We start from the raw sequence: 13,431 nt of genomic DNA on the forward strand, positions 1-13,431 counted from the left end.
GTTTCCGTCGGACTTGTAATGTCGGAGAGCAAATATGAATTCAGTTGAGGAAACCGAATTGTCACAAATCGTTGACTTGCCACTCATAGGGTCTGCTGAACAATATCTCTTCTCAGTCGAGGACGATCGAGAGCGTGCTGATAAGCTAAAAAAATTACTTGTCCCTAAGCTTAAAATAATCATTAAACAAGCTTGTGACCAAATTCACCAAGTTTATGGCACAGATGTACTCTCAGATTGTCGAATAACGACTACACCAGCTCATCGCTCTGGAGCCAAGAAAACCAAGCCATTCAAAATAGCAAGCGCTGGCTTGACTATAAAAGGAACTTGGTATTTCCAACTGAGATTCGAGTGTACTTCTGATAGTTTATTTGTGAACTTTTTTGGATTAAGAGGACTAGAAGGGAATCCGATTGTTCAAGTCCTGAAGAAGCATTTGAAAGATGTTACTCAGATTTGGGAGCAGGGTGAATATGAAGTTTACTCTGAAACTATTGCACCGAAAGAAGATGAAAATTTAGAGTATGATGAGTTCATTAACAAGCTGCAATTAGTTCCTGAACGAGATGGGAAAGGTACTTATATTCAGAGTCCATCCCTAGTTCTTCCTATTAAAGACCTAGATGCAGCTCAGCCAGTGATTGATAACTTTGTCGAACTCTTTGCTATCTTTCGTGCTGCAATAAATGTGTATCTTGGTGAGGAAGACCGTTTTGAAGAATATCTAAAATGTTTGAGGGATTGGCAAAATCCGCTTTTTGAAAAATACCTAAAATGTTTGTTGGATTGGCAAAATCCGCTTCAGGTTCAGGAATCTGTAACTACTACTAGATTCTTTCCTGATGAAGTAGATTCAGTACAAACATTTCGTGAGGGGGCAGTACGGCAAGTTTCAGTCAACGCCTATGAACGAGAGCCTAAAGCTCGACAAAAATGTATTGATTATTACGGTTCAAGTTGCTTTATTTGTGATTTCGATTTTGGCAGAGCTTTTGGGCAACGGGAAAAGGTTTCATTCATGTTCATCATCTAAGACCCCTTTCAGAAATTGCAGAAGAGTATGAAATTGATCCTATAAAAGATTTGCGTCCTGTTTGCCCAAATTGTCACGCTATGATTCATCGTAGTTCACCACCATTAAGTCTTGAACAAATCAAGATGTTGTTGAAGTCTGCTCGTGGTTCTACTATCTAATATGTGGGGCTTGCTGAATAAGCCGATCGCAAACCCAGACCACGCAATATGCGGTATATTCAGCAAACCCTAATTACTATCAACGGGGTTTTAAACCCAGTTTTCTAATAAAATGCCTACTGTCGGCGAATCATAGCCATCACAGCATCAACCGTAAGTTCCGGGAGAATACCTAAAACTGGTAAAATATCTGCACCCGAACAGATTATAGGTAGCTCCTCACCCTGCCATACCCAAACTTGTTGGTGAGAGATATCGATTAGCCATGCTAATTGCGTGCCGTTAATGAGGCAGTGGAGGATCTTATTCTGCAATTTTAAAGTGCTTTGATCCGGCGATAGAATTTCAATTAACCAATCCGGTGCGCCGTTAAGTGGTCCGTCTTCATCGGTAAGCCGATCGCCTGCTACAATCGCTATATCTGGTACTGGCGAGTAGGAAAGTACCAAGCAACGCAACTCTGGTATCGCTTCAAATCGATCAGTCCGATCGTTGATATAGTTAACCAAGTTGTGTTGCAGTCGCGAATGAAAAAGGGTTGGCATAGTTTTTTGAACTGCTCGTCCCAGAATAAATTCCCATGCAGGCGAGGATTCAATATCCGGTTGAGCGAGGAAGTCTGTTAGTGAAAGTGTTGCGATCGACTCAATCATATTTTTTTGTCGAACCTCACTGTACTTATTATCTAGATTAAATCCCCGACTTCGTAGAATTTGTCGGGGATTGAATTGTTCTGTTTGACTCCAGATAGCACCTACCGGGAGTCAAAAGCACTACTACTTCGCGGCTTGACGCTCTTTCGCTTCCTTGATCACTTCTTCAGCGATGTTGCTCGGACAAGGAGCATAGTGGGAGAAGGACATTGAGAACTGTCCGCGGCCAGAGGTCATAGTACGCAAATCGCTAATGTAACCAAACATTTCGCTCAACGGCACATCTGCCTTGATCCGTGCTCCTGTCTGGCTTGTCTCCTGAGATTTCATCATCCCCCGGCGGCGGTTGAGGTCGCCGATCACGTCGCCCATGTAATCATCTGGAGTGAATACATCGACATTCATAATCGGTTCGAGCAACTGAGGCCCAGCTTTAGGCAGAGACTGGCGATATGCCGCCTTAGCAGCAATTTCAAAGGCCATCGCTGACGAGTCAACGGGGTGGAAACCGCCTTCTAGAAGCGTGAATTTCAAGTCCAGGCAGGGGAATCCGGCCAAGACGCCTTTGTCGATGCAGCTTTCAAAGCCTTTTTCGACTGCTGGCCAATATTCTCTCGGCACGCTACCACCGGTCACTTTTGACTCAAACTGGAAGCCGCTTCCCACCTCACCAGGCTCGATCACGTAGCCGATTTTGGCAAATTGACCGGAACCACCTGATTGCTTTTTGTGGGTGTATTCGTCTTCGAGGCGCTTGGTAATCGACTCGCGGTAGGCTACCTGCGGTTCGCCGACTTCTACTTCGATGCCGTGGGTGCGCTTGAGAATGTCTACTTTGATGTCGAGGTGTAACTCGCCCATCCCCTTGAGAATCATTTCGCCGCTTTCTTGATCCGTCACCATGTGGAAGGATGGGTCTTCTTGCACCATCTTGGTGAGGGCTGCTCCCATTTTTTCTTCGCCGCCTTTTTGTTTCGGTTTGACCGAAATCGAAATAACGGGATCGGGGAATACCATCGGCTCTAGGGTGGCGGGATGTTTGGGATCGCAGATGGTGTGTCCGGTGCGGACGTTTTTCATGCCGACGATCGCCACAATGTCCCCTGCTTGGGCCGATTCAATTTCTTCGCGAGAGTTGGCGTGCATCTCCACCAAACGGCTGACGCGCTCGGTTTTGCCTGTGGCTGTGTTGAGTACGGTGTCGCCTTTAGACAGCTTACCGGAGTACAGGCGCGTGAAGGTTAGAGCACCGTAGCGATCGTCCATGATCTTAAATGCGAGTGCCCGCAATGGCCTATTGGGATCGACGATCGCAAACTCGCCGGTTTCCTCGCCATCGAGATCGACTTCTGGCTGCGGTGCGACTTCCATCGGGTTCGGCAGGTAGTCAACCACGGCATCGAGAACCAACTGCACGCCTTTGTTCTTAAATGATGAGCCGCAGTATGTGGGGAAAAATGCCCGATCGCGAGTACCTTTGCGAATGCAGCGCTTGAGGTCGTCGATACTCGGCTCGTTGCCTTCGAGATACTGTTCCATCAGAGCGTCGTCTTGCTCGACGGCCAGTTCGATCAACTGTTCGCGCCAAGTTTCGACATCATCGACCATATCGGCCGGGACATCTTGAATTGCATAGTTCATCGGATCGCCGGACTCATCCCAGATCCAGGCTTTGCGGGTCAGCAAATCGACTACGCCGCAAAACTTTTCTTCTATGCCGATCGGCAATACCATCACCATCGGTTTAGCTGCGAGGATTTTATCAACTTGCTTGACAACTCGGTAAAAATCTGCACCGGTGCGATCGAGCTTATTGATGTAGATGACGCGAGCCACTTTGGAATCGTTAGCGTAGCGCCAGTTGGTTTCAGATTGCGGTTCAACTCCACCCGAACCGCAGAACACACCAATCCCACCATCGAGCACCTTCAAAGAACGGTACACCTCGATCGTAAAATCCACGTGTCCCGGAGTATCGATGATGTTGAGCTGATGATCGTTCCAGAAGCAGGTGGTAGCAGCGGACTGAATCGTAATCCCGCGCTCTTGCTCCTGTTCCATGAAGTCAGTCGTCGCCGCGCCTTCGTGTACTTCACCGATTTTGTGGATTTTACCCGTCAGTTTCAGGATTCTTTCAGTTGTGGTGGTCTTGCCAGCATCTACGTGGGCGAAGATGCCGATATTTCGATAACGAGTGAGATCTTTCATAATTACTGTTGAGATTTAATGCGACGAACCGTCGGCGACCACCTGCAAGCGTGACAAGCGAGGAATTAATGTTGCCTATTGGGCCAGTACAGGCTGGATTTCGTTTTCCCTGTTTCTGGCAGCACTACCTTAATTTTGACACTTCCCCGTCATTCCTGCGAAGGATTCTTGGTTCGATCAGTACGGGAATCCTTACAACTCATAAAAATACCCTAAATCAAGGGCAAATTTTTTTCAGAAAGTAGGTTGGGTTGAGGCACTCGTACCAACAAATTCGTGTTTTTGACGCTTCGCTCAACCTGATATTTTGCACCATTGTCAGCAAAACGGTATAAAGCGGGTTTTCCTGACAAAAAACCTAAGATTTTACGTGATATTAAATCCGGTAGCATCGGAATTATAAGAGTGCGAGCGTCCTCGCTCGCTATTTAGGTAGCGAGCGAGGACGCTCGCACTCTCGTCGAGAGAAATATATAATTCCAATGCAACCGGAAACGATATGACTTTGTGGCAAGAAACCCGGTTTCTGACATTAAATCTGACATTAAATAGGTAGGTGCAAATAAATCAGCCTGCGGGGACAGGGTGCGCGAGTGCAGCAATAAACTGCCGGCTTTGATAGATATTCGCTTAAACCCACTCTACAAAATATTATTAAAAACCCCGTTGCTGCGTCCCAAACTATCTAAGTCAAAATCGACCCGCTCATCATCCGCTGATATCTCCGCTGCAATTCATCACGCACCACCGGCCACTGATTCAAAGTTTCATCATTCTCAATTACCATTTGAGCAGCGGCCCTCGCCAACTCCAAAACCTCCTGATCCTCCACCAAACTCGCCAAAGCAAAATCCGGCAAACCCGACTGACGAGTTCCCAAAACCTGACCGGGCCCGCGCAACCTCATGTCCATTTCCGCAATAAAAAAGCCATCTTGAGATTGTTCTAAAACCTTCATTCTCTGCATAGCTTCCGCAGTTTTGGAACCGGGCATTAACAAACAATAAGAACGATCGCGGCCCCGACCGACTCGACCCCGCAACTGGTGCAATTGCGACAGTCCAAAACGCTCGGAATTTTCAATCAGCATTACGGTTGCATTCGGCACGTCTACTCCCACTTCAACCACAGTTGTAGATACTAAAATATCAGTTTCTTTGTCCCGAAACTTAGTAATTGCCTCATCTTTGTCAGCACTGCTCATTCTGCCGTGGAGCAAACCCACCTTAAACTCAGGAAATACACTTTTTTCAAGTTTCTCTTGTTCCTCAATTGCCGATCGCACATCCAACTTTTCCGACTCCTCCACCAGCGGCAGCACCACATAAACTTGACGCCCGCTCGCCACTTCCCGGCGAATCAAATCGTAAGCTTGGATGCGTTCTTTGGCAGACAGTACAGTTGTTTGAATCGCCTGCCTGCCGGGGGGAAGTTCATCAATTTGACTCACGTCTAAATCCCCGTGCAGCGTCAGCGCTAGCGTCCGGGGAATGGGAGTTGCCGTCATGGTCAAAACGTGAGGAGCTTCGCCTTTTTGCTGCAATTTAGCCCGCTGCTGCACGCCGAATCTGTGCTGTTCATCAATTACTGCCAAACCCAATTTTCGGAAATTAACTGTATCTTGAATCAGCGCGTGAGTTCCAACTAAAACCGGCAATTCTCCGGTTTCTAACTGGCTGTGAATTTCTCGGCGCTTTGCTACTTTTGTCGAACCAGTTAACAGTTCAACAGACAAGTGCATCAAGTTAAACCAACCTACCAATTTGCGATAGTGCTGTTCTGCTAAAACTTCTGTCGGCGCCATTAAAGCGGCTTGATAGCCGGATTGAATTGCTGCTAGCATTGCGACTACGGCGACTACAGTTTTGCCAGCGCCGACATCGCCTTGCACTAATCTGTTCATCGGTTGCGGCGAAGCTAAATCGTTGAGGATGTCATTGATGACTCTTTCCTGAGCATTAGTCAGCGCAAAAGGCAAGATTTCATAAAAATGTTCGATCAATTTGCCGCTAGGAAGGATGACTGCACTAGCTTGAGCTTTTCTTTGGGTTTGGCGGCGCTTTAAAAGGCCTAATTGCAGGTAGAAAAATTCGTCAAAAACTAAGCGGCGGCGGGCGGCGGCCAAACAATCTCGATCGAGCGGAAAGTGAATATTAGTCACGGCATCGGCTAAACCCATTAAACCGTAACGCTCGCGCAAATCCTCCGGTAGCGATTCCGGCAACATTTTCGCCGCCGGCATTGCAGCCAAGATCGATCGCCTCACCGAACCCGCATCCACCCCTTCCGTCAGCGGATAAACCGGTATCAGGCGGCCGACTTTCATTGATTCGATCGCACCGCCGGAGTCGTCTAATACTTCTAACTCAGGATTTTCTAAAGTAATTCCATATTTACCCTGCTTCACCAACCCCGAAGCTGCAAGCACTGCACCGGTACAATACTCGCGCTTTTTGAATTCTTGCCAGCCGCGATTACTGTAGCGAGGGCCTGCAAAAAAACGACTTATTTTTATTTCTCCGGTGCGGTCTTTTAAAATTACTTCTAATATGGTTAACTTCTTATTCTTAGGACTAGAAAAGCAATTGCAGCGCTTTACTTCTGCGATCAAAGTGACAGTTTCCCCGGCTACTAGCTCGCGAATTTGTACTTGCTTTGCATAGTCGATGTGGTTGCGGGGATAGTAGTAAAGCAAGTCGTATACAGTGTATAAACCCAGTTTTGCCAAGCGGTTGCCGTTGGCGGGGCCGATGCCGGTGACGCGGGTTAACTGTTGGTCGAGAGTCAGGCTGGGTGGGGCGGGTGCTGAACTCAGGGGTGCAGTTCGGGGAACTGAAACTGCTGGGGCGGTTGGTACGTCCGGGTTTGCGGGTCTGACTTGTTCTGCTTGTTCTTGCTGGTGGCGAGTTTCTTGTTCCCAAACTTGCTCCATTTGCCTGAGAAAACTGACCGTAATGGCGATCGAATGCTGGCGCGCTTCGAGATCCTTCTGAGGGTAGATGTCAAATTCAGCAGCTAATTGTATAGCTCGGGCGCGGTCGCGCGAAGAAGCAGCCACAGCAACTGCTAACTGTCTCAAACTCAGGCCCAGAAACTCGCTGAAGCGGTATTGACTGCCTTGGATGTCGTTAAATCCGCGATCGGCTTCTACTGAAAGAGCTTTTTGCAATCGCTGCCATTCTGGTTGATTATTAGTCATCAGTCATTAGTAATTAGTCATTAGTCATTAGTCATCAGTCATTAGTCATCAGTCATTAGTCATTAGTCATTAGTTATTAATCATAGCTCAAGAATTCCAGACAACTGACAACTGACAACGGGAGCATCCCAATTTGGTAAAAAGCGTTTTTTAGGAGTGCGAGCGTCACGCTCGCGGCATGGTCGCGAGCGAGACGACGGGCGCGCGCTATATCATCCAAATATATTATTCTGATACAACCGTCCACGGTCTGAAAGCAAAAATGGGATGCTCCCCTGACAACTGACAACTGACAACTGACAACTGTCAACTGACAACTGACAACTGACAACTGACAACTGACAACTGACTAATCTTCAAACCAACTCGATCGCCAAGCAGACTCAGCCTCCACCACAGCTAGTTCCCGCTGCTTTTTCTGGTAATCGCGGCCGAGCGAGTTCAACTTTACAGACAGGTTGCGAATTTGCTGCCGCCAAGCCGAAGTTCCCGCATCGGCAAACTCTATTTCCGACAGCCGCAGTTTAATCGCTGTAATGTGCAGGGCCCTCGTAGCCGATGTTTCTGCCAAGTTTGGCGGTGCTGATGAGCTATCGGTTTCAATGATTAAGTTTAATAAGTTAGGTGGGCCCGCAACACTGTCGCCGGACAATTCAGCTTGAGAAGCAGCTTCTAGAACAGGTTCTGGCAATAAACGGGGCAAGATTGCCGACTGTTGCAGCAAGCGGTTCGTGTCGCGAGAAAGCAGCTTGATAATATGGGCGATCGACTTTTCAATACTATTTTGCCAGCGCGCCAAACTTTCGGGGGAATTGGCAATTGGCAATTGGTAATTTGCCAAGGAAAATAGATAGTTAATGGCGGAAACTTCGTTTTTTTTCTCTTTTTTTTCCTTTATTTCTTCTGCCTCTTCTGCCTCTTCTGCCTCTTCTTCTTCTTCCTCTTCCTCTTCCTCTTCTTCCTCTTCCTCTTCTGCCTCTTCCTCTTCCTCTTCGTCGGATTCAGTCGTCACTAGAGATCGCAATTTTTCGTCTGACGCGGCAGCCAAAGCCCTTACAGACTGCTGCATTTTTTGCCGCCCGTCGAAGGACAACTTGAGAAACGACTCCGGCACCGCTTGAGTGCAAAGGTGATAGCAAGCCAAAATTAACTGCTGCCGCACCGCTTGTCCCAACGCAGTTAAATAACCATCGTAGGTACTGCGAAACTCCAAAGTCAAGGCTGCTAAAGCCTCTTCTAGTCCTGCCAAATCTTGCTCTATTCGCTCTCTTGCTCGCACCATATCTCTCGTATAAAATTAAAATAGGAGGCGGGCAAAAAAACCTGGTTTCTGCCACAAATTGTCTGAGTTTCCATTTAACAATGGTTATAAATCGGGTGTTTTGTACGCACTCCGGGAGTCCTGTAAAAATTAAAAATTAAAAATGCAAAAAATCAAGTTTTCACATTTTTAATTTTTAATTCTCAATCTTAATTTGGGATTATTTAGCACCCATTTGGGCTGCCACTTCATCGGCAAAGTTAGCTTCTACCTTTTCAATGCCTTCGCCCAAGACAAAACGCACGAAGCGGCGCACTTGGACATTTTCTCCGATTTGGGCGATCGTTTGTTTCACCAACTCTTCCACCGAGATATTCTGATCTCTAATAAAAGGCTGATCCATCAAAGATAACTCTTTCATGCGCTTCTCAATCCGCCCTAGAACAATCTTTTCTTTGATGTTGTCAGGCTTGTTGCCCAAGTCATCTTTGCCCATTTCAATTGCCTTTTCTCTTTCGACAACTTCGGCGGGGATATCTTCAACTTTCACGTATTCCACATTCGGGCAAGCTGCAATTTGCATCGCAATATTCCGCACCAAAGCTTGGAAATCTTCGCGGCGGGCGACAAAATCTGTTTCGCAGTTAACTTCCACCAACACGCCGACTCGGCCGCCGGTGTGAATGTAGCTACCTACTATACCTTCTGAGGCGACTCGTCCACCTTTTGTACCGGCAGAAGCCAGACCTTTTTTCCGCAGCCACTCAATGGATGTTTCGATATCGCCATCGTTTGCAATGAGGGCTTTTTTGCAGTCCATCATGCCAGCGCCGGTTTTGTCGCGCAGTTCTTTAACAAGTTTTGCAGATATGTCCGCCATCTTCTTTAAGTTCCCAATCAAAATTATTTATTAGTCATTAGTCATCAGTCATCAGTCATCAGTCATTAGTCATCAGTCATCAGTCATCAGTCATCAGTCATTAGTCATCAGTCATCAGTCATCAGTCATCAGTCATCAGTCATCAGTCACTAATTTTAATGATTAGACCAGAGTGAAGAAATACCCAGTCAGTCTTAGGGCGGACTTTATACCTGTAGCGCCATAATTTATTCTGGCGCTGGCACAATGAATGCTTTTGCCAGAACTCTACTAATGACTTAGACTCGTGCCACGTACAATTAAAAATTAAAAATGTCCAACTAAAAATAATAATTATTTTTAATTTTCAATCTTTAATTTTTAATTACCTGGTGTCAGATTCCGAGGGCAATACTAGCTCTCGGTTTCTTCGCCCTCGGCCTCAGCGGCGTCGTCGGGATCTACATAATCGGGGTCATCCAATTCTTCGATTTCGACATCATATTCAGCGCCTTCGTAACCACCCTCGTAGTCGTAGTCTTCATCTGAGTCGCCGCCCTGCTGACCGTGACGACCTTCGTAGATGGCATCAGCTAACTTGCCGACAATCAGCTTGATCGATCGAATAGCATCGTCGTTGGCCGGAATCGCAATGTCAACCAAATCCGGGTCGCAGTTGGTGTCCAACAGAGAGACGATCGGAATTCCCAACTTTTGGCATTCCAACACAGCATTATACTCGCGGCGTTGGTCTACCAGCACCACTCCGTCGGGAATCTTCCGCATAGATTTAATCCCGCCCAGATATTTCTGGAGTTTTGCCATTTCTCGGCGCAGCACAGAAGCTTCTTTTTTCGGCAGCAAATCGAGGGCGCCGATTTCCTCGCGGCGCTCCAAATCCTTGAGGCGCTCCACGCGGGACTTAATCGTCGTCCAGTTGGTGAGCATTCCCCCCAGCCAGCGCTGGTTGACGTAATAAGCACCGCAGCGTTGAGCTTCTTGAGCTACAATCCCGGCAGCTTGGCGCTTCGTACCCACGAACAAAAACTTTTTGCCTTTTTCTGAGGCAACTCTCATGTACTCGTAGGCGTCTTCCATAAGCTGAGCGGTTTGCACGAGGTCGATGATGTGAACCCCGTTGCGCTCTGTAAAAATGTATGGAGCCATTTTCGGGTTCCACCGGCGGGTTTGGTGTCCGAAGTGAACCCCTGACTCTAACATTTGAGCCAAACTGACTACTGGCATTGTATTTTTAACTCCTGTATTCGGGTTAATCCTCCACCCGGTTGTATTTCTGAAGGCTTGCGCCCTCGAAACACCCGAAAACCCGGATGTGCGAATTTAAACAACTTTTCTAGTTTATCACAGCGCGCGCTACTTTTTCTGAAAATCTGATATCCCTAGGGTTGGGTTGGCACCCGGAGGTGAGATTTAGTCTGCAGGTTGGGTGCGGGGTGTGCAGGCTGCGGTTAGAGTTACTCCCAAGCGCTTCTTAAAAACAAAAAATCCAGGTGGGAGGTTGCCAAAGCCTTTGTTCGCTTGTGAGAGAATGGCGTTGTTGGTGCGCCTCTTGTGCCTTCTACCTTCGATCGAGCTGGTATCCATTTTTTTCGATCGGCAATTCAATCAGCTTTAGTACCCTGCCCTCTCGATCCGCAAAAATCCCAAAGCTAAAAACGCCATGCCCATACCCATTCTCGTTCTGCTTGAAGTTCTAATTGTCATCGCACTTTCGAGACTTGTAGGTTTAGGATTTCGAGCGATCAAACAACCTCAAGTCATTGGAGAAATTGTAGCAGGAATTATGCTTGGGCCTTCTCTGTTTGGCTTAGTTGCACCAGATTTAGCAACAGCACTTTTTCCAGCCGAAGCCGTTCCCTTCCTCAACGTGCTATCTGAGGTGGGGCTAATATTTTTCATGTTCTTGATTGGTTTGGAACTGAATCCCAAGTATCTCAAAAGCAATTTAGATATAGCGATTTTAACTTCCCACGTCAGCATTCTAGTGCCGTTTTCTCTGGGAAGCTTGCTCGCACTGCTGCTGTATCCCATCGTTTCAAATAATAGCGTTTCCTTTACCGCCTTTGCTTTGTTTTTAGGCGCTGCGATGTCAATTACGGCATTTCCAGTGCTGGCAAGAATTATTACAGAACACAACTTGCAGAATACAAAATTGGGGACGCTGGCCCTGACTTGCGCTGCGGTAGATGACGTAACGGCGTGGTGTTTGTTGGCGGTGGCGATCGCAGTTACTCGCACTAACTCGATGTTAGGCGCTTTGCCGACAATTATTGAATCTTTAATTTACATCGCTTTCATGCTGACTGTAGTCCGCTGGTTCTTGCAGCGGCTTTCCAAGCAATACAACCGCACCGGCAGGTTAACTCAGTTAGTGCTTGCAGGAATTTACATGGCTGTTGTAGCATCTGCCCTAATTACTGAATTGATTGGAATTCACTTAATCTTCGGTGCATTTTTGCTCGGTGTGGCTATGCCCAAAAATGCCGGACTCACCAGAGAATTAGCTGAGAAAACCGAAGATTTTGTTTTGATATTTCTGCTGCCAATCTTTTTTGCTTACAGCGGTTTGCGGACTCAAATCGGCTTGCTAAACAGTCCTGAATTGTGGCTGCTGTGCGCCGCAGTTTTGGGAGTAGCAATTATTGGAAAATACGTCGGAACTTACGCGGCTGCTAGAGTCTGCGGCATTAGCAACCGCGAAGCTTCAGCGCTGGGTTGGATGATGAACACTCGCGGTTTGACCGAACTAATTGTGCTGAATATCGGTCTTTCTCTGGGCGTAATTTCCCCGGTGCTATTTACGATGTTAGTCATCATGGCTTTAGTAACAACTTTTATGACTTCGCCGCTGTTGGAGTGGACTTATCCCAAACGGTTAATTCGGTTAGATGTTTCCGAAGTTAACTCTGAGGATTCAGAATTAGAAGATTTACCAATTGCTGCTAGCAATGAAGAAACTGCTAAAAAGTTGCTGCCAACTTATCGAATTTTAGTACCGGTTGCTAATCCCAGCACGCAGAAGGGTTTACTGCAGCTAGCGGTAGGGCTGGCGCTGCCGGCTGCTGGCACGGGCGGTAACGATTCACATTCGGCGGTTCATCCTCTAAGTTTGATAGAATTCAATGAGGATTATGCTTTTGAAAGTACGCCTGCGGAAGCCGATCGCATTATTCAAGAGCGCCGCTCGAAATTATCAGAATTAATTGATAGTTTGGAACTGCCGGAGGCGAGAAAATTCGTGCATCCAATCATTCGGGTTACTAAGGATGTGGCGCGGGAAACGGCACAAATTGCGGAACTCGATCGCGCGGATTTGATTTTAGTAGGATGGCACAGGCCTACTTTTAGCAGCAACCGTTTGGGAGGACGTGTCGGTCAAATTCTCAGCAACGCTAAGGTGGATGTAGCAATTTTTGTTGACAGAGGCCGGGAAACGTTGAATAATTTGTTAGTGCCTTATGCGGCAAACATTCACGATGATTTGGGCTTAGAATTGGCGCTGAGACTGTTAGTTAATAGCGAGGAACGCCGTTTGACGGTGCTGCGGGTGGGGGTAAACGGGGAAGCTGGAAACGAGTTGAGTTACGAGTTTCAGCGAGTGATGGAACAGTTGCCGGTTGATGTGCGATCGCGCATTGAAACTCCGATTGTGGAGGCTGCCGAGCCAATTCAAGCGGTGATTGCTGCTTCTGCTAATGCTGATTTGACTATTGCGGGTACGAGTCGGGAGTGGGGAATTGAGCGCCAAACTTTGGGACAGTATACTGATGAATTGGCGGTGCAGTGTCATTCTTCGCTGCTGATTGCGCGGTGTTACGTTAAAGTGCGATCGCACTTGGCTTCGGTACTTCCTCGAAGGTAGTCAGTTGTTAGTTGTTAGTTGTCAGTTGTTAGTTGTCAGTTGTTAGTTGTTAGTTGTTAGTTGTTAGTTGTTAGTTGTCAGTTGTTAGTTGTCAGTTGTTAGTTGTTAGTTGTTAGTTGTCAGTTGTTAGTTGTCAGTTGTTAGTTGTTAGTTGTTAGTTGTTAGTTGTTA

The 13,431-nt window shown here is 47.0% G+C and carries 9 protein-coding genes; 3 read left to right on the forward strand and 6 right to left on the reverse strand.

What is annotated here, in order from left to right; translation table 11 throughout:
* Positions 1-34: 34 nt before the first annotated feature.
* Both QUA56_RS04990 and QUA56_RS04995 read left to right on the forward strand, forming a co-directional pair.
* Positions 35-1,036, forward strand: coding sequence for a hypothetical protein (locus tag QUA56_RS04990; RefSeq protein ID WP_333354044.1), 1,002 nt, complete (start codon positions 35-37; stop codon positions 1,034-1,036).
* Positions 1,037-1,050: 14 nt separating this feature from the next.
* On the forward strand, positions 1,051-1,197 hold the full coding sequence (locus tag QUA56_RS04995) for a hypothetical protein (protein WP_333354073.1): 147 nt from the start codon (positions 1,051-1,053) through the stop codon (positions 1,195-1,197).
* Positions 1,198-1,313: 116 nt separating this feature from the next.
* Here QUA56_RS04995 and QUA56_RS05000 read toward each other — a convergent pair whose 3' ends face one another.
* From QUA56_RS05000 to rpsB, 6 genes are all read right to left on the reverse strand, one after another.
* Positions 1,314-1,850, reverse strand: coding sequence for a Uma2 family endonuclease (locus QUA56_RS05000; protein WP_333354047.1), 537 nt, complete (start codon positions 1,848-1,850; stop codon positions 1,314-1,316).
* Positions 1,851-1,973: 123 nt separating this feature from the next.
* Entirely contained in the window at positions 1,974-4,058 is a 2,085-nt protein-coding gene (gene fusA / locus QUA56_RS05005; protein ID WP_333354049.1) for an elongation factor G, read from the reverse strand.
* 685 nt (positions 4,059-4,743) lie between these two features.
* Positions 4,744-7,257, reverse strand: a complete 2,514-nt coding sequence (gene recG / locus QUA56_RS05010; protein WP_333354052.1) for an ATP-dependent DNA helicase RecG — start codon at positions 7,255-7,257, stop codon at positions 4,744-4,746.
* A gap of 349 nt (positions 7,258-7,606) precedes the next feature.
* Positions 7,607-8,539 (reverse strand): hypothetical protein, encoded by a 933-nt coding sequence (locus tag QUA56_RS05015; RefSeq protein WP_333354055.1) that lies wholly within the window; start codon positions 8,537-8,539, stop codon positions 7,607-7,609.
* Between the two features lie 199 nt (positions 8,540-8,738).
* Complete coding sequence (gene tsf / locus QUA56_RS05020; RefSeq protein WP_333354058.1) at positions 8,739-9,398, reverse strand: translation elongation factor Ts; 660 nt, start codon at positions 9,396-9,398, stop codon at positions 8,739-8,741.
* 393 nt (positions 9,399-9,791) lie between these two features.
* Positions 9,792-10,622 carry a 30S ribosomal protein S2 gene (gene rpsB, locus QUA56_RS05025; RefSeq protein WP_333354061.1) on the reverse strand — a complete coding sequence of 277 codons (831 nt, stop codon included), beginning with the start codon at positions 10,620-10,622 and terminating at the stop codon, positions 9,792-9,794.
* Between the two features lie 436 nt (positions 10,623-11,058).
* Here rpsB and QUA56_RS05030 point away from each other — a divergent pair, with 436 nt between their 5' ends.
* A complete protein-coding gene (locus QUA56_RS05030) occupies positions 11,059-13,260 on the forward strand; it encodes a cation:proton antiporter domain-containing protein (protein ID WP_333354063.1) in 2,202 nt (733 codons plus the stop codon).
* The last annotated feature ends 171 nt before the right edge of the window (positions 13,261-13,431 follow it).

Source organism: Microcoleus sp. N3A4 (assembly GCF_036701805.1).
Lineage (GTDB): Bacteria > Cyanobacteriota > Cyanobacteriia > Cyanobacteriales > Microcoleaceae > Microcoleus.

Coding starts and splice junctions, on each gene's coding strand:
- QUA56_RS04990 (WP_333354044.1), top strand. CDS start 35: ATGAATTCAGTTGAGGAAACCGAATTGTCACAAATCGTTGACTTGCCA.
- QUA56_RS05000 (WP_333354047.1), bottom strand. CDS start 1,850: ATGATTGAGTCGATCGCAACACTTTCACTAACAGACTTCCTCGCTCAA.
- fusA (WP_333354049.1), bottom strand. CDS start 4,058: ATGAAAGATCTCACTCGTTATCGAAATATCGGCATCTTCGCCCACGTA.
- recG (WP_333354052.1), bottom strand. CDS start 7,257: ATGACTAATAATCAACCAGAATGGCAGCGATTGCAAAAAGCTCTTTCA.
- QUA56_RS05015 (WP_333354055.1), bottom strand. CDS start 8,539: ATGGTGCGAGCAAGAGAGCGAATAGAGCAAGATTTGGCAGGACTAGAA.
- tsf (WP_333354058.1), bottom strand. CDS start 9,398: ATGGCGGACATATCTGCAAAACTTGTTAAAGAACTGCGCGACAAAACC.
- rpsB (WP_333354061.1), bottom strand. CDS start 10,622: ATGCCAGTAGTCAGTTTGGCTCAAATGTTAGAGTCAGGGGTTCACTTC.
- QUA56_RS05030 (WP_333354063.1), top strand. CDS start 11,059: ATGCCCATACCCATTCTCGTTCTGCTTGAAGTTCTAATTGTCATCGCA.